Annotated in this window: 23 protein-coding genes; 13 read left to right on the forward strand and 10 right to left on the reverse strand. The window is 65.7% G+C overall.

Going from position 1 to position 21,056, the window contains the following annotated elements:
• On the forward strand, positions 1-1,249 hold a 1,249-nt coding region (locus JOY90_RS05545; protein WP_291690145.1), incomplete at its 5' end, for an OmpA family protein.
• Positions 1,250-1,312: 63 nt separating this feature from the next.
• Here JOY90_RS05545 and JOY90_RS05550 read toward each other — a convergent pair.
• On the reverse strand, positions 1,313-1,678 hold the full coding sequence (locus JOY90_RS05550; protein WP_291690146.1) for a nuclear transport factor 2 family protein: 366 nt from the start codon (positions 1,676-1,678) through the stop codon (positions 1,313-1,315).
• Between the two features lie 97 nt (positions 1,679-1,775).
• On the opposite strand from JOY90_RS05550, the gene JOY90_RS05555 reads away from it, so the two are divergent.
• Entirely contained in the window at positions 1,776-2,363 is a 588-nt protein-coding gene (locus JOY90_RS05555; protein WP_291690147.1) for a TetR/AcrR family transcriptional regulator, read from the forward strand.
• Between the two features lie 37 nt (positions 2,364-2,400).
• Here the strand turns inward: JOY90_RS05555 and argG are convergent, their stop codons facing one another.
• The 6 genes from argG to JOY90_RS05585 all read right to left on the reverse strand — a co-directional run bounded on the left by argG (position 2,401) and on the right by JOY90_RS05585 (position 8,076).
• Positions 2,401-3,738, reverse strand: a complete 1,338-nt coding sequence (gene argG / locus JOY90_RS05560; RefSeq protein ID WP_291690148.1) for an argininosuccinate synthase — start codon at positions 3,736-3,738, stop codon at positions 2,401-2,403.
• A 112-nt stretch (positions 3,739-3,850) separates the two neighbouring features.
• Positions 3,851-4,627, reverse strand: coding sequence for a phosphatase PAP2 family protein (locus tag JOY90_RS05565; protein WP_291690149.1), 777 nt, complete (start codon positions 4,625-4,627; stop codon positions 3,851-3,853).
• 52 nt (positions 4,628-4,679) lie between these two features.
• Positions 4,680-5,174, reverse strand: coding sequence for a hypothetical protein (locus tag JOY90_RS05570; RefSeq protein ID WP_291690150.1), 495 nt, complete (start codon positions 5,172-5,174; stop codon positions 4,680-4,682).
• A gap of 14 nt (positions 5,175-5,188) precedes the next feature.
• Entirely contained in the window at positions 5,189-6,415 is a 1,227-nt protein-coding gene (gene rlmN / locus JOY90_RS05575) for a 23S rRNA (adenine(2503)-C(2))-methyltransferase RlmN (protein WP_291690151.1), read from the reverse strand.
• Positions 6,416-6,505: 90 nt separating this feature from the next.
• A complete protein-coding gene (locus JOY90_RS05580; protein WP_291690152.1) occupies positions 6,506-7,102 on the reverse strand; it encodes an invasion associated locus B family protein in 597 nt (198 codons plus the stop codon).
• 128 nt (positions 7,103-7,230) lie between these two features.
• Positions 7,231-8,076 (reverse strand): SDR family oxidoreductase, encoded by an 846-nt coding sequence (locus tag JOY90_RS05585; protein WP_291690153.1) that lies wholly within the window; start codon positions 8,074-8,076, stop codon positions 7,231-7,233.
• Between the two features lie 96 nt (positions 8,077-8,172).
• Here JOY90_RS05585 and JOY90_RS05590 point away from each other — a divergent pair, with 96 nt between their 5' ends.
• The 3 genes from JOY90_RS05590 to JOY90_RS05600 all read left to right on the forward strand — a co-directional run bounded on the left by JOY90_RS05590 (position 8,173) and on the right by JOY90_RS05600 (position 11,966).
• Positions 8,173-9,147, forward strand: a complete 975-nt coding sequence (locus tag JOY90_RS05590) for an NADPH:quinone oxidoreductase family protein (protein ID WP_291690154.1) — start codon at positions 8,173-8,175, stop codon at positions 9,145-9,147.
• A gap of 622 nt (positions 9,148-9,769) precedes the next feature.
• Positions 9,770-10,735, forward strand: coding sequence for a hypothetical protein (locus tag JOY90_RS05595; protein ID WP_291690155.1), 966 nt, complete (start codon positions 9,770-9,772; stop codon positions 10,733-10,735).
• Positions 10,736-10,763: 28 nt separating this feature from the next.
• Entirely contained in the window at positions 10,764-11,966 is a 1,203-nt protein-coding gene (locus JOY90_RS05600) for a TAXI family TRAP transporter solute-binding subunit (protein ID WP_291690156.1), read from the forward strand.
• Between the two features lie 60 nt (positions 11,967-12,026).
• Here JOY90_RS05600 and JOY90_RS05605 read toward each other — a convergent pair whose 3' ends face one another.
• Together JOY90_RS05605 and JOY90_RS05610 are read right to left on the reverse strand one after the other, a co-directional pair.
• Positions 12,027-12,410 carry a YkvA family protein gene (locus tag JOY90_RS05605; RefSeq protein ID WP_291690157.1) on the reverse strand — a complete coding sequence of 128 codons (384 nt, stop codon included), beginning with the start codon at positions 12,408-12,410 and terminating at the stop codon, positions 12,027-12,029.
• 71 nt (positions 12,411-12,481) lie between these two features.
• On the reverse strand, positions 12,482-12,787 hold the full coding sequence (locus JOY90_RS05610; protein WP_291690158.1) for a 4a-hydroxytetrahydrobiopterin dehydratase: 306 nt from the start codon (positions 12,785-12,787) through the stop codon (positions 12,482-12,484).
• Between the two features lie 178 nt (positions 12,788-12,965).
• Here JOY90_RS05610 and JOY90_RS05615 point away from each other — a divergent pair, with 178 nt between their 5' ends.
• The 3 genes from JOY90_RS05615 (at position 12,966) to JOY90_RS05625 (ending at position 16,873) form a co-directional block, all read left to right on the forward strand.
• On the forward strand, positions 12,966-14,363 hold the full coding sequence (locus JOY90_RS05615) for a TAXI family TRAP transporter solute-binding subunit (protein WP_291690159.1): 1,398 nt from the start codon (positions 12,966-12,968) through the stop codon (positions 14,361-14,363).
• A 115-nt stretch (positions 14,364-14,478) separates the two neighbouring features.
• On the forward strand, positions 14,479-16,041 hold the full coding sequence (locus JOY90_RS05620) for an alkaline phosphatase D family protein (RefSeq protein WP_291690167.1): 1,563 nt from the start codon (positions 14,479-14,481) through the stop codon (positions 16,039-16,041).
• A gap of 295 nt (positions 16,042-16,336) precedes the next feature.
• Positions 16,337-16,873, forward strand: coding sequence for a hypothetical protein (locus tag JOY90_RS05625; RefSeq protein ID WP_291690160.1), 537 nt, complete (start codon positions 16,337-16,339; stop codon positions 16,871-16,873).
• Here the strand turns inward: JOY90_RS05625 and JOY90_RS05630 are convergent.
• Entirely contained in the window at positions 16,870-17,247 is a 378-nt protein-coding gene (locus JOY90_RS05630; RefSeq protein WP_291690161.1) for a response regulator, read from the reverse strand. The two genes, JOY90_RS05625 and JOY90_RS05630, sit on opposite strands and share 4 nt — an antisense overlap.
• Before the next feature lie 182 nt (positions 17,248-17,429).
• On the opposite strand from JOY90_RS05630, the gene JOY90_RS05635 reads away from it, so the two are divergent.
• The 5 genes from JOY90_RS05635 to JOY90_RS05655 all read left to right on the forward strand — a co-directional run.
• Positions 17,430-18,191, forward strand: a complete 762-nt coding sequence (locus tag JOY90_RS05635) for a Crp/Fnr family transcriptional regulator (RefSeq protein WP_291690162.1) — start codon at positions 17,430-17,432, stop codon at positions 18,189-18,191.
• 57 nt (positions 18,192-18,248) lie between these two features.
• The gene (locus tag JOY90_RS05640; protein WP_291690163.1) at positions 18,249-18,968 is read left to right on the forward strand and encodes a prolipoprotein diacylglyceryl transferase; all 720 of its coding nucleotides are present in this window, start codon (positions 18,249-18,251) and stop codon (positions 18,966-18,968) included.
• The gene (locus JOY90_RS05645; protein WP_291690164.1) at positions 18,949-20,385 is read left to right on the forward strand and encodes a radical SAM protein; all 1,437 of its coding nucleotides are present in this window, start codon (positions 18,949-18,951) and stop codon (positions 20,383-20,385) included. The genes JOY90_RS05640 and JOY90_RS05645 overlap by 20 nt, the downstream gene beginning before the upstream one ends.
• Positions 20,382-20,654, forward strand: coding sequence for a hypothetical protein (locus tag JOY90_RS05650; protein ID WP_291690165.1), 273 nt, complete (start codon positions 20,382-20,384; stop codon positions 20,652-20,654). The genes JOY90_RS05645 and JOY90_RS05650 overlap by 4 nt, the downstream gene beginning before the upstream one ends.
• A 201-nt stretch (positions 20,655-20,855) precedes the next feature.
• Positions 20,856-21,056 (forward strand): GTP-binding protein (locus tag JOY90_RS05655; RefSeq protein WP_291690166.1); only part of this gene is annotated, 201 nt, incomplete at its 3' end.

Consider the following 21,056-nt stretch of genomic DNA (forward strand, 5'->3'; position numbering starts at 1 on the left):
CCCGGCACAGCCTGGCGCGCAACGGCCGGGAACGACGCCGCCCGCGCAGCAGACGCCGCCCGGGAGGGTGCCTCCTCCACCGCCGGCAGCCTCACCGGGAACGACGCCGCCACCACCCCCGCCGGCAGGCGGCGGCCGCACCAACAATGTTCCGCCGCCAGGCGCTCCGCCGGCGCCGGGAGGTGCCCGCCAAGGCGCCGTTCCTCCGCAGCCTCCGGGCACGCCGCCCGGCGTCGCGCCGGTTACCGCGCAGCGGCCGCCCCCGGCCGTGACCGCACCGCTGCCGCCTCCACCGCCGCCCGTGCAGGCGTTGCGGCCAATCGCGCCTGGCGCGCCTGCGGCCGGTCCGCAGCGGATCGATGCCTTCCGCGGCGAACGGCGCGAGGTGCAGGAAGGCGGCCGCACGGTCATCACCGAGCCGGGCCTCGTCATCGTGCGCGATCCCGGCGGGCAGGCCTTCGTCCGTCACGACGAGATGCTGCGCTTCCAGTTCGGCGCGCGTGACATCCGCACCGAACGGGTCGGGGGCGGCGAGACCCGCACCATCGTGTATCGCCCCGACGGCGTGCAAATCATCACCGTCACCAGTCCGGACGGCGTGCTGCTGCGCCGCATCCGGCGCGACCCGGCCGGCCGCGAGATCGTCATCATCGACAACAGCTACCGCGATCCGGCCGCGGTGGGCGGCTTCTATGTCGACATCCCGCCGCCCGTGGTCCGCATCCCCTACGACCGCTACGACGTGCAGGCCGACGTGGCGCCGCCGGAGATGATCTACGACACGCTGCTGGCACCGCCGGTCGATCGCGTCGCGCGGCGCTACTCGCTCGACGAGATCCGCTACAGCCCCAATGTGCGGCAATTGATGCCGAGCATCGATCTCAACACCATCAACTTCGACACGGGTTCATGGGAGATCCCGCCGGACCAGGCCGCCAAGCTGCAGGTGATCGCGGACGGGCTGAACCGGGCGATCACCAGCAATCCGCGCGAGGTGTTCCTGATCGAGGGCCACACCGACGCGACCGGCAACGATGTCGACAATTTGTCGCTGTCGGACCGGCGCGCGCAGGCTGCGGCCGAGTTGCTGACCCAGCAGTTCAGCGTGCCCGCCGAGAACCTGACGACGCAGGGCTATGGATCGCAATATCTGAAGGAGCAGACCGACGGCGCGAGCCGGATCAACCGGCGCGTCACGGTCCGCCGCATCACCCCGCTGCTCGACGGCGGCAACGCGCCGCCGCGCTGAAGCGAGGTCAGCCACGCGATGAAAAATGGCCGGGCGATCCCCGGCCATTTTGTTGCCGGCGAGCTATTTCCTCATCTGCGCCGGATCGTAGAAAAAGTGCTCCTCGATCAATTGTTCACCGCTCCAGGTCTGCCAGGCGACCTCTTCCATGGTGCGCACCGTGCCGTCGCCGCCGGTGAACTCGAAGCGCCAGCAGATCGCCGAATGACTGCCATCGAGCAATAGCGGCCCGAGCCGCGTGGTCTTGACGCTCGCCACGGCAGCCAACACCGCGCGCTCGCGTTCGGCCAGCGCCTCTCGGCCGACGCGCCACCCGCCGTCATTCTCCCGGGTTCGTGCATCCGGGGCGTAGAATCTTTCGATGGCCCCGACATGGTCGTTGGATTCGACCGTCGCGGCAAAGGCCTGCAGGGTGGCGAGTGAGGGCATTTTCCTCTCCAAAGATACCGACTATTGGTCGGCAACTTATCGACCATGGGTCGGTAAGTCAATTGGCCGCGAGACGGAACTGGTATAGAGACTGGCCATGGCAACCCAGGCCGAGCGGCGCGAGAAGACACGGACGGCGATCGTCAAGGCGGCAAGACGCATCTTCGGCGAGCGCGGCTTTGCCGCTGCGACCATCAACGACATCGCCGCTTCCGCACGCGTTGCGAAAGGCGCGGTGTATCATCACTTCTCGACCAAGGAGGCGCTGTTCGAGGCCGTGTTCGAGCTCGTCTCGCTCGAGCTTGTTTCCGAACTCGACCGGATTGCGCGGGCGGAGAAGGACCCGCTCGCCGCCATGGCGGCGGGAACGCAAGCCTACTTCGCAGCGTGCTCGAGAGGCGCAACCGGCCGGATCATCCTGCGCGATGGCCCGGCCGTGCTCGGCTGGGAGCGCTGGCGCGAGATCGACGCCGAGCATTTCGGCGGCAAGTTTCCCCGCGCGCTCGGAGCCGCGATGGACGCCGGCGTGATCGCGCGGCAACCGATCGAGCCCTTGGCGCGGCTGCTGCTCGGCGCGGTCACCGAGGCCGCAGTAGCGGTCTCCGCCGGTCCCGACATCGGCAGGACCGGCGCGGACTATGTGCGCGCATTCCGCTCGCTGCTGGATGCGTTGAGGGTGAAGTAGAGGGAGCGAAGCTCCTCCTGCGAAATGGCTGGGAAGCTCAGCCCTTGTCGCTCTCGAGCCTGAAGATCTGGGAGCCAGCCTCGCTCGATAGCAAGCCGGTTTTCGCGTAGAGACTGAGCTTTCCGCGGGTATCGGTGATGTCGAGGTTGCGCATGGTCAATTGGCCGATGCGGTCGGCCGGCGTGAACGCGGCGTCCTCCACCTTCTCCATGCTGAGCCGCTCCGGCTGATAGGTCAGGTTCGGGCTCTCGGTGTTCAGGATCGAATAGTCGTTGCCCCGGCGCAGCTCGAGCGTCACCTCGCCGGTGACGGCGCGCGCCACCCAGCGTTGCGCGGTCTCGCGCAGCATCAAGGCCTGGGAATCGAACCACCGCCCCTGATAGAGCAGCCGGCCGAGGCGCAGCCCGCTGATCCGGTACTGCTCGATCGTGTCCTCGTTGTGGATGCCGGTGACGAGCCGCTCGTAGGCGATATGCAGCAGCGCCATGCCGGGCGCCTCGTAGATGCCGCGGCTCTTGGCCTCGATGATCCGGTTCTCGATCTGGTCGCTCATGCCGAGCCCATGGCGGCCGCCGATGGCGTTGGCCTCGAGCAGCAGCGCGACCGGATCGGCGAAGGTTCGGCCGTTCAGCGCAGTGGGCTGCCCTTCCGCAAAGCGCACGGTGACCTTCTCGGCCTTGACGGGACAGTCGTCGCGCCAGAACGGCACGCCCATGATCGGATTGACGATCCTGATGCTGCTGTCCAGGCTCTCGAGATCCTTCGCCTCATGGGTCGCGCCGAGGATGTTGCTGTCGGTCGAATAGGCCTTCTCGGCGCTCATCTTGTAGTCGAAGCCGCTGGCGGTCAGGAACGCCGACATCTCCGCGCGGCCGCCGAGCTCGTCGATGAACTGCTGGTCCAGCCAGGGCTTGTAGATCCGCAAGGACGGGTTGGTCAGCAGGCCGTAGCGATAGAACCGCTCGATATCATTGCCCTTATAGGTCGAGCCATCGCCCCAGATGTTGACGCCGTCCTCCTTCATCGCCGAGACCAGCATCGTGCCGGTCACCGCGCGCCCGAGCGGCGTGGTGTTGAAATAGGTGAGGCCTCCGGTCGAAACGTGGAAGGCGCCCGATTGGATGGCGGCAATGCCTTCATGGACGAGCTGCGTGCGGCAATCGACGAGCCGTGCCTTCTCGGCGCCGAACTCGCGCGCCTTGCGCGGAATCTCGTCGTAATCGGCTTCGTCGGGCTGGCCGAGATTCGCCGTATAGGCGAAGGCGCGCGCCCCCTTCTGCTTCATCCAGAGCAGCGCCGCACTGGTGTCGAGACCGCCCGAGAAGGCGATGCCGACCTTTTCCCCCTTGGGCAGGCTTTTCAGGATCGTGCTCATGAAGCTTCCAATCGGTCGTGGTTGCGGGCGGTCCGCCGGCTGGGCGCGCGAATATCAAATTTCAGGCCGGTCGGCACGATTTTTTGGTGGATAGCGCAATTGACGGGACACCTCACGCCACCGGGCTGGCGCCCACCTCCTGCCCGCGCCGGCGCTTTCGCGCGCGATAGAGCGGCCAGGCCAGCCGTGTCATGACGGCATCGACCGCCCCGTCCGACCACCGCGTCCTCGCCCAGCGGTAGATCAAGCCGTGCACCAGCCAGATCACCAGAAAGGTCACGAGCCCCGCGATCGTCACATCGGTAAAGAAATGTCCGCCGAACGCCATGCGCAGCGCGCTGATGACGAGCCCGAACAGCGTCGCCGCGGCATAGGCGAGCGGCCGCCAGGCCGGCGGAGCCAGCGCGGCTGGCGCCAGCGTCCAGAACGCGGTCGCGCTTTCGCCGGAAAAGAACGAGCAGTTGCGGCCGCAGCGCCCGCGTGGATCCCACCACGGCACGAACGAAAGGTCGCCGCCGAACTCGGCCACCAGCACCGGGCGCGGCCGGCCCCAATAGCTCTTGAAGGTGAGGTTGGTGAGTACGCCGGCCGACAGCGTGAGCGTGAGCACCAGGAAGATCGCGGCGCGACCCGAGATCAGCAATGGCCGGTCCGGCCGCACCAGCTTGACGATCAGCGCCACGATCGAAGGCAGCGCGATGGCCCAGGCGAGCCACATCGCGCCATCGCGCGCGATCTGCGCCAGCTCGTTCTGCTTCCACGGAAAGGTCCGGCTCGCCGGATCATAGAACAGCGCCGCGAGCTTCAGGTCGAGCTCGGGATAGAGACCGAAGACCACGCCGATGACGAGGGCGAGCGACAGCGCGATGAAGAGTCCGGTCCGGTTCATGGGGCTGTTCCTGAGGCTGCCGTCTAGCGAAGCACCGCGGCAATGGAAAGGCTCACGGCCGCGGCGGGCGCGACGCGGACGGCAGCGGCGGAGGCGCCGGCAGCCGGCGGAGCGGCACGCGCCAAGCGCCGGCATTGCGGCCGGCGATCAGCCAGTAGACCAGGCCGCCGACGATGCCGGCCCCGGTCATGATCTCGAGATGACGTCGCACGATGCCCTCGAAGCGCATGGTGTCGGGATCGAAGGGAACCAGGCCGAGATAGCAGGCGAGCCCGACCAGGCCGCCGCCGACCGCATAGGTCAGAACGCCGCGGATGTTGAAGGCCTCCGTGATCGCGGCGACGACCAGCGCCGGGATCAGCGCAAAGCCGGATACGAAGATGAAGCCGAAGCCGAGCAGGACATCGACCGCGCCTTCGTCGACCGGACCCGCGCCGAGATCGCTGAACTCGGGAAACAGCACGGCGCCGACCACGATCGAGCCCGCCGCCAGGCAGGCGGTGAGGAAGCCGAAGAAGATCACGAACAGGCGGCCGATCAGCGCCATTTCAATCCGTCGTCTCAATCCGTCATCGCCATGGCGCGCAGCGCCTGCCGCTCGCGCGCCGACAGTTTCTCGGTCTCCGATTTCAACTGCCCGCAGGCGGCGAGGATGTCACGGCCCCGCGGCGTACGCACCGGCGAGGAATAGCCGGCATTGAAGATGTATTCGGAGAACTTCTCGATTTGATCCCAGTCCGAGCACTCATAGTCCGTGCCGGGCCACGGATTGAACGGAATCAGGTTGATCTTGGCGGGGATGCCCTTGAGCAGCCTGACCAGGCGCTTCGCGTCATCAAGCGAATCGTTGACGCCTTTCAGCATCACGTATTCGAAGGTGATGCGCCGTGCATTCGATGCGCCCGGATAGTCGCGGCAGGCCTGCAGCAATTCGGCGATCGGATATTTGCGGTTGAGCGGCACGAGCTCGTTGCGCAGCTCGTCGCGCACGGCATGCAGCGAGATCGCCAGCATCACGCCGATCTCCTCGCCGGTGCGGATGATGTTCGGCACCACGCCAGACGTGGACAGCGTGATGCGACGCCGGGAGATGCCGATGCCTTCATTGTCGGCGATCATCAGCAGTGCGTCGCGCACCGCCTCGAAATTGTAGAGCGGCTCGCCCATCCCCATCATCACGATGTTGGTGACGAGCCGGCCGCCGGACGGCGTATCGCGGTCGGCCCAGTCGTTGAGGCGGTCGCGCGCCACCATTACCTGGCCCACGATCTCGCCCGCGGTCAGATTGCGCACCAGCCGCTGCGTCCCAGTGTGGCAGAAGGCGCAGTTCAACGTGCAGCCGACCTGCGAGGAGACGCACAGCGTGCCGCGGTCGGTTTCGGGGATATAGACGCATTCGACCTCGTGGGCTTTCTCCAATCTGTCGCCGCTCGGCAGCCGCAGCAGCCATTTCCGGGTGCCGTCGCTGGAAACCTGCTCGGCGACGACTTCGGGGCGGTCGACGGTGAAACGTTCATCGAGCCGCGCCCGCATCTCCTTCGAGACCGACGTCATCTCGCCGAAATTCCGTGCCCCGCGGAAATAGGTCCAATGCCACAATTGCTGCACGCGCATCTTGCGTTGCGCCGGCGCAACGCCGATCGCTCCGAGACACTGGGCCAGCTCCCCGCGCGAGAGGCCGATCAGCGACGGCCTGGCCGGCGGAACATAGGTTTCGAGCGGAGTTTTCTCCAACGGCACACTTGTGCGAGCGTCAAGCGCGACGATGCTGGTCAGGTTGTCGGTCATGGAGCATCAAATAAGCCCTCCAGCGCCGACTGGAAAGTCCGCCGCCATGGAATGCGGATGTCAGAGTGGCGTCACGGGCGCCGGCAACCTTTAGCGTCGGCAGTCCTGGGCGATCTTGTCGAGCGCCTGTGCCAGCCCCTTCAGCGAGAAGGTATCGGTGGTCTCGGTGCCCTTGGCCGACACCCCCTTGATCACGGCATCGGGGGCACGGCGCATCGCCTCGACCATGCGCTCCTCCTCGGCGGCGTTCTTGATCCAGAGCCCGTCGCCCTGGGTGTACATCGAATAGCTCGCACCGCCGACCTCGATGGTGGATTCGGAGCCGGGCTTCAAGGCGTAGCCGATCATGACCGAGACTTCGTTGATCACCTTCTCGGAGGGACGGGTGGAAACGAAGGCATAGGCAGGGTCGCGGGGGCGATTGGGCGGATTGGTCTTGGACGACGTCGGCTTGGCGAGCGCGAAACAGACCCGCTTGCCGTTCGGCGTCGCGGCATAGGCGCCCCAGCTTCCGAACTGGCCGATCAGGGTCGGCTCGGCCCCGCCCGTGGCGGCTGCGGGAACGGCAGGCCTGGCCGCCGCCTTCGCTGCCTTCGGCGACGAGGCGCCTTGGCCATGCGCGAAGCCTGCCGCCCCACACACCAGCACACCCGCCACGACAGCCGTCAGTATCCGCTTGATGAACATAACGAGAGTGATTCCCCCGCGCCTTGGTTCACCCACTATTGTGACTGGAAGATGGCCCCGAGGCTTGGCGCGGTATCGGGTGACGCCGCGCTGGTAAACAGATCGTCGGGAATCAACCAAGGGTTTGGTCAATTCTGGTGCCTCGACCGTTGCGACCGAAGCTGCTCCCATTGTGCGTCGGTCCACTGCAGCAGGTCCTCGGCCCCGGAACCGCGCAGATGGGCGCCGCCGTCCTGCACGACCATCTCGCCATTGATGTAGGAGCCGGCATCCGAAACCAGGAAGCTTGCGAGATCCGCCAGCTCCCGATGCTTCCCGACGCGCAGAAGCGGATTGCGCGAGGCCCAGTCCTGGTCGCGCCCGCCGGGCCGAAGCTGGCTGGTGGCACCGGGGGTTGGAAAGGCGCCCGGCGCGATCGCGACGGTGCGGATTCCCTTCGGCCCCCATTCCACTGCAAGGCTTTTGGTCATCGACAGCACCGCCGACTTCGCCATCGCCGACGGCACCGTGAAGGCGCGGCCGGTGACGGTCGAGGTCGAAAGGATGCTCAACAGCACGCCCTTGTGGCGGCCTTCGATCCAGCGTCTGCCGGCGGCCAGCGTGCAGTACAGTGCGCCGTGCAGGGTCGGCGCCAGGATCGCATCCGCGGCGCGGAACGAGAGCCGCTCGGTCTGTGCGATGAAATTGGCCGCCGCATTGTTGACCAGGATGTCGAGCGGCGCCGTGCGCCAGACCTCATCCATCATCGCCTCGACGGCCGTGCCATCGCGGATGTCGCAGGCCATCGGCGTCACGCTGCCGCCGGTCGCTGCGCGCATTTCGGCGGCGGTCGCCTCCAACAGGTCAGCCCGCCGGCCGCAGATCACGAGCTCGGCGCCAAGCTCGAGAAACCGGCTTCCCATCGCCGCCCCAAGCCCGGACCCGCCACCGGTGACCAGGATGCGCTTCGCCGCCAGCAGACCTTTTTCGAACATTGTTTCAAATCCTGTGCAGTCGGGAATCCAATTGTCGGCGCCCGTCAAATCCGGCATGAACCTGACGTCCCGTTGGGCCAAAGACCAGGTGTGTCCATGAAAGCCATTCTGTGCTCGCAATACGGCCAACCCGACGATCTCGTGCTGGCTGATGTGCCGGACCCGGTGGCCGAGCCTGGCCAGGCCGTGATCGCGATCAAGTCGGCCGCACTGAACTTCTTCGACATCCTGATGATCCAGGGCAAATACCAGATCAAGCCGCCGTTTCCGTTCTCGCCGGCCGCCGAGGTCGCCGGTGTGATCGAGAGCGTCGGCGAGGGCGTGACCGACCTGAAGGTTGGCGACCGTGTCGTCGCCTCCTGCGGCCACAACGGCGCGCGCGAGAAGATCGCGCTGCCGGCCGCTTCGATCGTGAAGATTCCCGACAATCTCGATTTCGACCGCGCCGCGGGCATCATCATCACCTACGGCACAGCGCTGCACGCGCTGGAAGATCGCGCAAGCCCAACACCCGGCGAGACGCTGGCGGTGCTGGGCGCGGCGGGCGGCACCGGGCTTGCGGCCTGCGAGCTCGGCAAGCTGATGGGGTTGAAGGTCATTGCCTGCGCTTCGTCCGAGGAAAAACTCGAATTCGCGAAGGCGCATGGCGCCGAGCTCACCTTGAACTATGCGAAGGAGGATTTGAAGGAGGGTCTGCGCAAGCTGACCAGCGGCAAGGGCGTCGACATCATCTTCGACCCGGTCGGCGGCGCTTACGCCGAGGCGGCCCTGCGCTCGATCGCCTGGGAAGGCCGCTTCCTGGTGATCGGCTTTGCCGCCGGCGATATTCCGAAAATGCCACTCAATCTCGCGCTGCTGAAGGGGTGCGACATCCGCGGCGTGTTCTGGGGGGCATGGACGCGGCTTAATCCGGAGAAGAACCGCGCCAACCTGGAAAAGCTCGTCAGGTGGACTGCGGAAGGCAAGATCTCGTCGCATGTCGACCGCACCTTCCCACTGGCACAGACCGCGGATGCGCTGAAGGTCCTTGCCGGCCGGCAGGCGATGGGCAAGGTGATCCTGCACCCCTAGCAGGCGGCGGGCACCACGGACGGAGCTGACCGCGAGCTCGACAAATTGCGGCAACTTTGGCGCGCTGGCGCACTCCCGACGGTGGCGAGCCCGTCTTTCGCCTGCGCCGGGCTTTTCCCGAATCATCGCGCCATGCCCATCATTCGGCCCGAAATATAGCGCAGAAGTGATTTCTCTCGTTCGAGGATGACATGGCTCACGGCCGGCTTCTGCTTGGCAGTTCTGACTGCGGGGAAAGTAAACGCGCGGATTTTCGGTGTGCGGCTGTGCGCGACCGAGCCTTGACCGCGCACTGCATCCGTCGTGGTTGGGCCGAGAGCCGCCCTGCGTGGCCTCTCACCCTCTTGAGCAGGCGAGGTTTTTCGACTCGAAATAGCCTCCGAGTTGCACGGCTTCGCCGCAATAAAATCAGAATCTCTCCCAAATTGCGCCCGCCTAGGCCGTGTTTTGGGCCAATTCAACCTTTGAGTTGAGGGTTGGTGAGGGGGCACACTTCTCACAGCGCAAATATGCCAGCTGCTGGGTGCCCCTTGTTGCGTCACAGTGAGTGGGGAACATCACGATGGTGGAACAAAGGAGATACTTTGGGTCGCGCGATCCCATCGATCGGTTCGAAGAGCAGATGATCCGTCCCCGCGAGCGGGGCTACGCATTCGGCCGGACCGCACCAAGGGATCGCGTCGAGGAACCCGCTCCGCTCTTCCTTGCCGATTCCGAGGACGATCTCGAAGCCGAGGATTACGCCGAGGAAGAGGATGAAGGCTACGCAGAGCAGCCGAGATACGGCAATCCGCTGCGCAGGTTTCGCGGCTCCAATTTTTCTTTCCGTATCCTGATGGCCGTGCTGGGCGCCTCCGCGGTCGCGATGCTGTTCGCGTTGTTCTCCTCCGACGCCACGCGCGACGTGTTCGAGTCCGCCAAGGCCTCGATCGCCGGCGCGCTGCCGGTGCCGACGGCTTCCGCGCAGCCGGAGACCTCGACCCAACTGACGGCGCGTGACCTCCAGCTCAGGCCCGGCGGGCAGGCCGTCCCCGACACCGCAAACTTGCCCAAGGTCGCGATGGCGCCGACGCGAGAGGATATTTCGAGCGCTTATCAGAACGCATTGCAGAACCGGGCCGTGGCCGTCCCGCCGCCGGTTGCGGTTTCGACGCCGAACGTCATCACACCGACCTTCGTCACGCCATCGGCGCCGCAGCCCGTCGTCGCGCCACCGGCCGCGGCGGCTCCCCCGCCGGCGCCGGTTGCTCCGGTTGCGGTCGCCCCCACGGCCGTCGCGCCGCCCCCGGTCGCAGCTCCGGCCAGGCGCATCGATCCTGAGGAGGTTTCCTCGCTGATGAGGCGGGCGCGGGAGTTGCTCGCGTCCGGCGACATCCCGGCCGCGAGGCTGCTGCTCAAGCGCGCGGCCAATGCGCCGGACGTGACGGCCGCCTTCCTGCTGGCGCAGACCTATGACGCCGAGATGCTGGGGACGCAGGACGTTCGCAACGTCACGCCGGACATGGCGACGGCGCGCGCCTGGTACGAAAAGGCCGCCGCGCTCGGCTCGGCCGACGCGCAACGCCGGCTCGCGCGGCTGCAGAACTGACGATCGGAACCAAGGGGAACGGGAACACATGCGACGTTTGGTTGGATTGGCAATTGTTGCCATCACGATGGCGTGCGGCTTCGCGGCGCGCGCGGACGACTATGACCCGGCGAAGGTCAGCGACAGCCTGAAGGCGATTTTCAATTTCGGCTCGACGACGACCAAGCAGGCGCTGAACGCCAACACGGTGACGCTGATCTCGGGCACGATCGGCGGCACCTATGTCCAGTTCGGGGCGGACCTGTCCTCGGTGCTGGACGACGGCAACAAGCTGCGGATCCTGCCGATCGTGGGCCGTGGCTCGGTGCAGAGCGTCGCCGACATCCTGTTCCTGCAGGGCGTCGACCTCGGCATCGTGCGCGGCGACACGCTCGATTATCTCGAGAAGAAGGGCTACGCCAAGGACATCAAGAAACAGTTCACCTATGTGACCAAGCTCTACAATGAAGAGATGCAGGTCATCGCGCCGAAGAACTACCAGACCCTGCAGGACCTCCAGGGCCGGCGGATCAGCGTCGACCTGCCGGATGGCGGCACCTTCGTGACGGCGCTCACCGTGTTTGAGCGGCTCGGGCTGAAGGCGAACTTCGCCTATATCGAGCAGCGCATCGCGATGGAGAAATTGAAGAAGGGCGAGCTCGACGCCGTCATCGTCGTCGGCGGCAAGCCTTACAAGTCGGTCAGCAACTTCGTCAATGACGGCCGCTTCCACCTCGTCACCGTGGACTACGACCGGCCGTTGCAGGGCGACTACCTGCCAGCGAGCATGACCGCGAAGGACTACCCGAACCTGATCGCGGAAGGCGAGACGGTCGACACCATCGCGGTGCCGGCGGTGCTCGCGGCCTATAATTGGGCGCCCAACACCGACCGCTACCGCAAGCTCTCGCTGTTCGTGGATGCGTTCTTCACCAAGTTCCCGACCTTCCAGAACCCGCCGTTCCACCCGAAGTGGAAGGAGGTCTCGCTGACGGCGCCGCTGCCGGGCTGGCAGCGCCTGCCCTACGCGAAGCAGTGGCTGGACGAGCACGGGGTCGGGGGCGCGGCGCGCAGCCGCTTCGAGGAATTCCTCAAGCAGAGCCCGGTCGCGAAGAACATGAATTCGGAGTCCGATCGCGAGGCGCTGTTCAAGCAGTACCAGGCATGGGAGGCGCAGAACGCCAAGGCGCAGGAGCCGGTCGCCGCGCCGACGACGGCCGCGGTGCGGCCACAGGTTCAAAGACCGCGTTAAGCGGGGGGAGGCGGACGGTTCAGCCCGGCCTGATCGGCCGGGCTGAATTCTTTCAAGCCATCAACTGCCTTCGTTCTCCGGCTCGATGCCCCGCTTCAGTGCCGCGCGGGCCGCGGCGCGATGATCATCCGTGATATGGCTCGCCACCAGCCGGATCGCCGTGGCAAGCACGGCGGCATCGTCGGTGAAGCCGAGCACCGGCATCATGTCGGGCAGGAAATCGAACGGCAGGATGAAATAGGCCAGCGCGCCGAGCAGCGTGACCTGGACATGACGCGGCGTCTCCTTGTCGAAGGCGCAGTAATAGGCGGCGAGCAGGTCCTCGGTGAAGGGCAGCTTCGCCGCCACCTTCTTCAGCTTGATCCAGAAGCGCCGGCGCACGCTTTCGCGGTCCTGCGCCAGCCGCTCGGCCGGCTCGAATCCGACGCTGTGATCGGTTGCCATCGCTCGGCTCCTCCATCGCAGCCTGAAATCTGGTGATCGCGCCTCGCCGCGGCAAGATGGCGCGGACGGGATCATTGCGCGCCGAGCTGGGATGCGATCGTGTTCATCGCCTTGGCAAGCTCGATGTCACGCGCGGTGACGCCGCCGGCGTCATGGGTTGCCAGCACCACCTCGACCGTCCTGTACACGTTGCGCCATTCCGGGTGGTGGTCATTCTTCTCGGCCACCAGCGCCACCCGGGCCATGAAGCCGAACGCCTCGTTGAAATCCCGGAACGTGAAATTGCGGGCGATGGCCTCGCGGCCGGCGACCTCCTTCCAGCCCTGCAACCCGTCGAGCGCCGATTGTCGCGCTTGTGCCGATAACCTCTCCACCATGATGCTGCTCCGTCTCGCTGGTGTATCTCTACCGCAATCTCCGCCGCGCCGAGCGGTTCCGAGGTCGTCCCGCTTTCCGGCAACCATGACGCAGATGTAACCTCGTTCACGCACGGGATTTGGTATGAGGGGGTAGCTTACGCCACCGGCACGATGAATTTGAGCTTCAACGAGGTCGATGTCCGAGGATTCCGCCGCCGAGCCGCTGTCGTCACGCCGGGCACCCACGCGCCGCAGGTTGGTGCTCGCGACCAGCGCCGGATTGCTCGCCCTCGTCGCTGCGGTAGCCGGTGCCTTCTATCTGGAAATGCGTCCGGTTTCGCTGCGGATCGCGGTCGGCCCCGCCGGCGACGATCTCAAGTTGATCCAGGCGCTGGGCCAACATCTCAACCGGACCCATAGCTATGTGCGGCTGAAGCCGGTACCGACGGACAGCGCGGCCGCGAGCGCCGAAGCGCTGGCGCAAGGCAAGGTCGACCTCGCGGTGATCCGCGGCGACCTCGACGTGCCCAAGAACGCGCAGGCCGTCGCCACGCTGCGCAAGAACGTCGTGGTGCTCTGGACCGTCACGGCCAAAGGCAGGGGCCGGAAATCCGGCATCACCAAGGTCGGCCAGCTCGCCGGCCGTCGCGTCGGCGTGATCGGCCGCACCGAGGCCAATGCGAACCTCCTGAAGATCATCCTGCAACAATATGGCGTCGATCCCGGCAAGGTCGACATCGCCCAGCTCCCGGCGACCGACAGCGCCGAAGCCATTCGGGGACAGAAGGCGGATGCCTATCTCGCGGCCGGTCCGATCAACAGCAGGCTGATCGCAGACGCGATCGCAGCGTCGGCCCGCGACGGCACGCCGACATTCCTCGCCATCGACGCGGCTGAGGCGATCGCACAGAACCGTCCCGCCTACGAGGCTTCCCTGATCCCCGCCGGCAGCCTCGGCGGCTCGCCCGCCCAACCCGACGACGAGGTGAAGACCATCGGCTTCGACCACCACATCGTCGCGCGCAAGGGCCTTTCCGACACCACGGTCGCCGCCTTTGCCCGCCAGCTGTTCTCGGTCCGGCGGCAGCTCATCCACGAATTCCCGCTCGCCGCGAAGATCGAGACCCCCGACACCGACAAGGACGCAGTGGTGCCGGTGCACCCCGGCGCGGCCGCCTTCGTCGATGGCGAGGAGAAGACCTTCCTCGACCGCTACAGCGACTACATCTGGTGGAGCCTGATGGCGCTGTCGGCGATGGGCTCGCTGGGCGCCTGGCTCGCCGGCTACCTCAAGAAGGACGAGCGCGAGACCAACACATCGTTGCGCGAGCGGCTGCTCGAGATGATTCCGGCGGCACGCCGCTGCGATTCGGCCGACGAGCTCGATCGCATGCAGGAGGAGGCGGATGGAATCCTGCGCGCGACCCTGCTCTGCTTCGATCGCGGCGTGATCGAGGAAGCTTCGCTCACGGCCTTCAACGTCGCGCTCGAACAGTTCCATAACGCGGTCGCGGACCGCCGTGCGCTGCTCATCGCCATGCCGCAAAGCCTGCAGCGCGCCGGCGCCTCCTTCCGCGCCACCGGGGCGCTTTAAGCCCTGGCTTGCCGTCGTAAACCATCGCAGGGCTGTAATCGGGGCGTCATCAAAGCTTTCTAGCTCTGTTGCCGTATCCTGGCGACAACCGAGGAGGCCTTTCGTGACCCTTCGCATGCCCCGCAAACCGCTCGGCGGATTCTCCCGTCGGCGCTTCCTTTCCACCGCGGCTGCCGCCGGCGTCAGCACCATCGCGATACCCTATCTCAGCCGCGCCGCCGATCGGCCAATCGTGACCCACGGCGTGCAATCCGGCGACGTCGGGACCGACGGTGGCGTGGTCTGGGCGCGCGCCGACCGGCCGTCGCAGATGCTGGTCGAGGTCTCGACCACCGAATCCTTCAGCAAGGTTCGCGCGCTGCCGCCGATCGCCGCCCTGCCGGAGAGCGATTTCACCGCCAAGATGCTGCTGGAGGACCTGCCGGGCGGACAGGACATCTTCTATCGCATCCGCTTTCGCGATCTCGCCCACACCTCGGTCGAAAGCGAGCCGGTGGTCGGCCGTTTCCGCACCGCGCCGTCGGACCGCCGCGACGTCAGCTTCGTCTGGGGCGGCGACGTCGGCGGCCAGGGCTGGGGCATCAATCCCGACGACGGCGGCATGCTCTCCTACGCGGCGATGCGCAAGAACCGGCCGGACTTCTTCATCCATTCCGGCGACACCATTTATGCCGACAATCCGATCCGCTCCGAAGTGAAGCTCGCCGACGGCAAGATCTGGAAGAACATCACGATTCCCGAGAAAGCCAAGGTCGCCGAGACGCTGGACGAGTACCGCGCCGCGCACAAGTACAATCTGCTCGACGACAATCTGCGGGCCTTCAATGCCGAGGTCCCGATCTTCGTGCAGTGGGACGACCACGAGGTCACCAACAACTGGTCGCTCTCGAAGGACCTGCCGGCGGCCTACAAGGAGCGCAACATCACGCTGCTGGCGGCGCGCGCCGCGCGCGCCTTCCACGAGATGTACCCGATGCGCGAGAGCATCGTCGAGCCCGGCCGGGTCTATCGCACCCTGAGCTACGGCCCGCATCTCGACGTGTTCATGCTGGACGAGCGCAGCTATCGCGGTCCCAACGGGCCGAACCTGCAGGAGATCTACGGTCCGGACTCCTATTTCATCGGGCCGGAGCAGATGCGCTGGCTGAAACGCGCGCTGTTGAACTCGCGCGCCACCTGGAAGGTGATCGCCTCCGACATGCCGCTCAGCCTGATCGTCTATGACGATGCGGCCAACAGAAAGGGCTCGGAAGCCTTCGCGCAGGGCGACGGCCCGCCGCGCGGCCGCGAGCTCGAGATCGCCGAGATCCTGCGCTTCATCAAGACCGCGCCGATCCAGAACACGGTCTGGCTCACCGCGGACGTGCATTATGCCGCCGCGCATTTCTACAATCCCGACAAGGCGCAGTTCCAGGATTTCGAGCCGTTCTGGGAGTTCGTCTCCGGACCGCTGCACGCCGGCACGTTCGGACCGAACGAGCTCGACAACACGTTCGGCCCCGAGGTCCGTTTCGTGAAGGCGCCGGGACCGGACAAGCAGAACCTGCCGCCGTCCGCCGGCATGCAGTTCTTCGGCCATGTCAAGATCGAAGGCGCGACCGGCCAGATGACGGTGACCTTGCGCGACCGCGCCGACGTCGCGCTGTGGTCGACCACGCTCGACCCGAAGCAGGCGTAATTTTCATCAATCGATGAACCGCGCGGGCAGTTCCGGCGACCATGTCAGGCCCGGTCCCGGGCCGGGCCTGGTTTCTCGAGTCGACGACGTGCCATCCCGTAGATCGGTTCTCACCGCCGTGTTTCTGCTCGCCCTTGGGTCCATGCCTTTGGCGCAACAGCCTCTCCAGACGCGGGCCGAGCGCGTGGCGCTCGTGCGCGACGCGTTTGCGTCCGACTACGGCAAGGCTCTCACGGCCGAACTCGGAAGGTCGCTGCTCAGGAGCGCCGATCCAGCCTGCCTGAAAGCCAAGGGATTGGAGCCGACCGAGCTCGAAGCGCGCGGCCACGATCTCTTCATCAAATTGGGCATGCGCTACACGGAAATCGTGAGCTCGTTCTTCGATCTCAAGGTCTACGCCGAACGATTTTCTGCCTCCGACGAGTTGGAGCAGCTGAAGCAGGATGCGGACGTGAAGCAGTATCTGGCAATGGCCGAACCGCTGCGGCAGGCCAAGCTGCTCAATGCCATCTTCGAACGATTCGATCGCTATGTCTTGCTCAAGCGCATCAAGCTCGCGTCGGTATCGCCGGCCGCGACCGCGAATGACGAACTGCGGAGCAAGGATCCGACTGACGCTACCGAGGAAGGGCTCGACAAATTCGTTGCCGAGAGCAAATCGGCGGCACTGGATCGCTTCCGCGAGCTGTCCGATCAATCGAGCGCGGCGTTATCTGCCTCGATCATGCGAGGCCCGGTTCTCAGGGCCGGGCCCGGAACGTTTTTCGGCGGCGTCGAGGCCGATCTCGCCGAACTCTGCATTCGGCAGTCGGCGTCGAAAGGGCTGGACTAATCGGTCTTGAAAGACTGCTGCAATGCCGCCAGCAGCGCTTCGCGCGAACATGGTTTCGGCAGGCGCGGACGGTCCGCAAACGCAGCCGGCACGCGATCGGCACCATAGCCGGTGACGAAGGCAAATGGAATTTCGAGCGCCGCGAGCCGTTCGGCGACGGCGAAGCTGTGCCCCCGCACCAGCCCGACATCGAGCAGCGCGAAATCCGGGGCATGCGCCTCGATCATGTCGAGCGCGGTCGCGACGTTGCCGGCGGTCCGCACCGCCTTCACGCCGAAGCCGAGGATCGTGTCCTCGAAATCGAGCGCGATGATCGGATCATCTTCGACAACCAGGATGTTGCCGGGCAAGCCGTCTGGGGACGCGGAGTCCATTGTCACGCCGGGGGAGTTGGGGTTGCAAGGCCGATCCGGACCATCCGCTGTCGAGCCCAGAGCGCATCGACGGGTTCCGCACGCAACCGACCACATTCCATGCAGCCGAGTCTGTGCACTTGTGGACATAAACCGGGAACCAGATCGCCTATCCTCGCTTGATGGGGAAACGAGGAGTTCCCATGCTTACGCGGCCCGACGCGGCGGCCGAAGTTGACGGCCGCCCGTTCAATAACCTGTTGCGCCGGCTCGACCGGGCGGACTTCGCGCTGATCGAGCCTTATCTCGCCACCGTCCAGGCCAGGGCCACCGATCTGTTCTACAGCCCGGGCGACGACGTCGAGACCGTCTATTTTCCCTGCGGCCCGAGCCTCGTGTCCTACGTCGTGCCCAACGAGGATGGTCGCGACGTCGAGACCATCCTGATCGGCCGCGAAGGCGCGGTTGGCGGCATCGTCAGCCACGGCTTTCTGCCGGCCTATACCCGCATCCTGGTCAAGTTCGGCGGTCCATTCGCGCGGCTGCCGATCAGCAAGCTGGAAGCGGCCAAGGCCCGTTCGGCCACATTGCGCAACATCTTCTCGCGTTATGCCGACTGCATGCTGGCGCAGATCTTCCAGTCCACTGCCTGCAACGCCATCCATTCCATCGAGCAGCGCACCGCGAAATGGATCCTGTCGGCAATGGAGCGCACCGACGGCTCCGACATCGTGCCGCTGACCCATGAGCAGCTCGCCACCCTGCTCGGTGTCGGCCGCTCCTATGCCAGCCGGGTCATGCAGAGCTTCAAGGCGGAAGGCGTTCTGGAGACGCGCCGCGGCTCGATCCTGGTGCGCAACCGCGAGGCGTTGCGGCTCCGTTGCTGCCTCTGCAACGAGCAGGTCAAGAACCATTTCGAGGAGGTGCTGCGCGGGGTCTATCCCACCCCGGAAAACGGCAATTGATCCGTCCGCAGATGCCGGACTGGCGGGCGTCGCGCGAACCACGATACTATCCCGTTCATGAGCGGGGCGGTTCTTCATACCATTTTCGACATCGCGGCATGGCTTGTGGCTGTCGCAGCCGCCTGGTGGCTGTCGCGCATGCGCGGTCTGCAGTTTCCGCAGCAGTCGTTCGAGCTTCCTTACATCGCGGTGCTGCTGTTCGGCGCCGGCGTCGGCGCCTATCTGTTCGGCACGCTGAACCTGTTTCTGTCGGGCCAATCGGGGATCGCGCGCTCGATCGAGGGGGCGCTCGCCGGCGGCATTGCCGCGATCGAGCTCTACAAATGGCGGGCCGGCATCACCCAACGCACCGGCGCCCGGTTCGCGTTGCCGCTCGCCCTCGGCACAGCCATCGGTCGGATCGGCTGCTACCTCGCCGGTCTCGACGATTTCACCTATGGCACGCCCACGCCGCTGCCCTGGGGCCATGATTTCGGCGACGGCGTCCTCCGCCACCCGGTGCAGCTCTATGAAAGCCTGGCGATGGCGGCATTCGCCATCCTTTATGTCGTGGCGGTGTTCCGGCGCGACGGTTTCGTCATCGCCAACGGCTTCTATCTGGCGCTCGGCTGGTACGGATTGCAGCGCTTCTTCTGGGAGTTTCTCAAGCCCTATGGCAGACTGATCGGACCCTTCAGCCTGTTCCACCTGCTCTCCCTGCTCGTCCTCCTGTACGCGGCCGCCATGCTGGCGACGGCGCCCTCCGCAAGATTGAACCATGAACGCGCCGCTGCGTAAGTCCCGCCCCTACATCTTCTGGGGCCAGACCCAGTCGCTCTGCGAAACCTGCCTCGCGCTGGTGCCGACCAAGATCCAGATTCGCGATGGTGAGGTCTGGTACGAGAAGCGCTGCCGGCAGCACGGCGTGCAGTCGACCCTGGTGTCGACGGACGCCGCCTATTGGCGATTGTGCAAGGATTTCATCAAGCCAGGCGACCGTCCGCTGACGCTGCAGCGGCACACCGAATATGGCTGCCCCTATGATTGCGGCCTGTGCCCCGATCACGAGCAGCATTCCTGCCTGGCCCTGATCGAGATCACCGAGCACTGCAACCTCACCTGCCCGGTCTGCTTCGCCGACTCCTCGCCGGCACGCACCTCCTTTGCGCCGCTGGCGAAAATCGAGGCGATGCTGGACGCGCTGGTCGCGAGCGAAGGCGAACCGGACGTGGTGCAGATCTCGGGCGGCGAGCCGACCCTGCATCCGGATTTCTTCGCGATCCTTGCCGCCGTGCGCGCCCGGCCGATCCGCCATGTCATGATCAATACCAACGGCCTGCGCATCGCCCGCGAACCGGATTTCGTGGCGCGGCTGGCGGAGAACCGGCGCGGTTTCGAAATCTACCTGCAATTCGACTCGCTGCAACGCGATGCGCTGATCAACCTGCGCGGCGCGGACCTGCGCAAGGTCCGCCAGCAGGCGCTGGAAAACCTGGAGCGGCACAATCTGTCGACCACGCTGGTCGTCACGGTCAAGCGCGGCGTCAACGACCACGAGATCGGCGACATCGTCCGTCACGCGCTGACCTGGAAATGCGTGCGCGGCGTCACCCTCCAGCCGGTCCAGGATGCCGGGCGCAACCAGAATTTCGACAAGGATGCCGATCGCATCATGCTGTCGGAGATCCGCAGGCGCGTGGTCGAGACCGGCGTGTTCGGCGACGCCGACATGATCCCGCTGCCCTGCAATCCCGAAAGCATCTCGATCGGCTACGGCCTCCGCAACGGCCCGACCGTGCTGCCGCTGACCTCGCTGATCCCGCGCGAGCAACTGCTCGCGGTGATGCCCAACACCATCAGCCCGGAGAAATACCCGGTGCTCCGGGAAAAATTCATCGACCTGTTCTCGCTATCGTCGGGACCGTTGAACACTTCCGACCGAGTCGCCGAATTGCTGTGCTGCCTGCCGACCTTCCAGGTGCCGGACGGACTCAGCTACGAGAACGTCTTCCGCGTCACCATCGTGCAGTTTCTCGATCGCTTCAATTTCTGCGTCGGCAACGTCAAGCGCTCCTGCATCCACTTCGTGACGCCGGACGGCAGCATCATCCCGTTCGACACCTACAACCTGTTCTACCGCAATGGCATGATCGATCGCATCCGCGCCGAGCTCACGGGCCGGACTTATGGCGACAGGGAGCGGGTCGAGCGATGAGCGATATGCCTCCGACCGGTGCAACGCCGCCTTCGATGCCGCCATCGGGCCCACGCCCGGAACAGCGCAGCGGCTGCCTGACCGCAATCCTGCTCATCGTCGGGATCATCATGCTGCTGCCGGGCCTTTGCGCGCTGTTTTTCGGCGGCCTGGCGCTGACCGAGCGGCATGACGAGATCGGGGTACTGCCTTTCGTTCTGGTCGGGCTGGCGATCGGCTTTGCCGGCGTGATGCTGATCTGGAACGTGATCCGCGGCTTCCGCTCATGACGGGCGCGTGACAACGCACCGAAGGAATACGGCCGTCAAATTCGGCGTCCCAACGCCTCAACAAGCCATTGTTTTTTAGCCTTTTCTGCATATATTGCGCCGCAAACGCATGAACGGTGCCCGGTCCTTTGGCCGGGCTTCCTTTTTGGGCCCGCGCGAGACGCTTTGGGGCCTCCATGACCTGATCAGAAGACGCAACTCATGAACCTCCGCAACGTCGCCATCATCGCCCACGTCGACCACGGCAAGACCACGCTGGTCGACCGCCTGCTGCAGCAGTCCGGCACCTTCCGCGAGAACCAGAAGGTGGCGGAGCGCGCGATGGATTCCAACGACCTGGAGCGCGAGCGCGGCATCACCATCCTGGCCAAGGCCGCCTCGGTGCAGTGGAAGGACACCCGC

The organism is Bradyrhizobium sp. (assembly GCF_019242285.1).
Taxonomy (GTDB): domain Bacteria; phylum Pseudomonadota; class Alphaproteobacteria; order Rhizobiales; family Xanthobacteraceae; genus Bradyrhizobium.

Excerpts from the sequence above, each read along its gene's own strand:
- JOY90_RS05550 (WP_291690146.1), bottom strand. The coding sequence starts at position 1,678 with ATGCCCTCACTCGCCACCCTGCAGGCCTTTGCCGCGACGGTCGAATCC.
- JOY90_RS05555 (WP_291690147.1), top strand. The coding sequence starts at position 1,776 with ATGGCAACCCAGGCCGAGCGGCGCGAGAAGACACGGACGGCGATCGTC.
- argG (WP_291690148.1), bottom strand. The coding sequence starts at position 3,738 with ATGAGCACGATCCTGAAAAGCCTGCCCAAGGGGGAAAAGGTCGGCATC.
- JOY90_RS05565 (WP_291690149.1), bottom strand. The coding sequence starts at position 4,627 with ATGAACCGGACCGGACTCTTCATCGCGCTGTCGCTCGCCCTCGTCATC.
- JOY90_RS05570 (WP_291690150.1), bottom strand. The coding sequence starts at position 5,174 with ATGGCGCTGATCGGCCGCCTGTTCGTGATCTTCTTCGGCTTCCTCACC.
- rlmN (WP_291690151.1), bottom strand. The coding sequence starts at position 6,415 with ATGACCGACAACCTGACCAGCATCGTCGCGCTTGACGCTCGCACAAGT.
- JOY90_RS05580 (WP_291690152.1), bottom strand. The coding sequence starts at position 7,102 with ATGTTCATCAAGCGGATACTGACGGCTGTCGTGGCGGGTGTGCTGGTG.
- JOY90_RS05585 (WP_291690153.1), bottom strand. The coding sequence starts at position 8,076 with ATGTTCGAAAAAGGTCTGCTGGCGGCGAAGCGCATCCTGGTCACCGGT.
- JOY90_RS05590 (WP_291690154.1), top strand. The coding sequence starts at position 8,173 with ATGAAAGCCATTCTGTGCTCGCAATACGGCCAACCCGACGATCTCGTG.
- JOY90_RS05595 (WP_291690155.1), top strand. The coding sequence starts at position 9,770 with ATGATCCGTCCCCGCGAGCGGGGCTACGCATTCGGCCGGACCGCACCA.
- JOY90_RS05600 (WP_291690156.1), top strand. The coding sequence starts at position 10,764 with ATGCGACGTTTGGTTGGATTGGCAATTGTTGCCATCACGATGGCGTGC.
- JOY90_RS05605 (WP_291690157.1), bottom strand. The coding sequence starts at position 12,410 with ATGGCAACCGATCACAGCGTCGGATTCGAGCCGGCCGAGCGGCTGGCG.
- JOY90_RS05610 (WP_291690158.1), bottom strand. The coding sequence starts at position 12,787 with ATGGTGGAGAGGTTATCGGCACAAGCGCGACAATCGGCGCTCGACGGG.
- JOY90_RS05615 (WP_291690159.1), top strand. The coding sequence starts at position 12,966 with ATGTCCGAGGATTCCGCCGCCGAGCCGCTGTCGTCACGCCGGGCACCC.
- JOY90_RS05620 (WP_291690167.1), top strand. The coding sequence starts at position 14,479 with ATGCCCCGCAAACCGCTCGGCGGATTCTCCCGTCGGCGCTTCCTTTCC.
- JOY90_RS05630 (WP_291690161.1), bottom strand. The coding sequence starts at position 17,247 with ATGGACTCCGCGTCCCCAGACGGCTTGCCCGGCAACATCCTGGTTGTC.
- JOY90_RS05635 (WP_291690162.1), top strand. The coding sequence starts at position 17,430 with ATGCTTACGCGGCCCGACGCGGCGGCCGAAGTTGACGGCCGCCCGTTC.
- JOY90_RS05640 (WP_291690163.1), top strand. The coding sequence starts at position 18,249 with ATGAGCGGGGCGGTTCTTCATACCATTTTCGACATCGCGGCATGGCTT.
- JOY90_RS05645 (WP_291690164.1), top strand. The coding sequence starts at position 18,949 with ATGAACGCGCCGCTGCGTAAGTCCCGCCCCTACATCTTCTGGGGCCAG.
- JOY90_RS05650 (WP_291690165.1), top strand. The coding sequence starts at position 20,382 with ATGAGCGATATGCCTCCGACCGGTGCAACGCCGCCTTCGATGCCGCCA.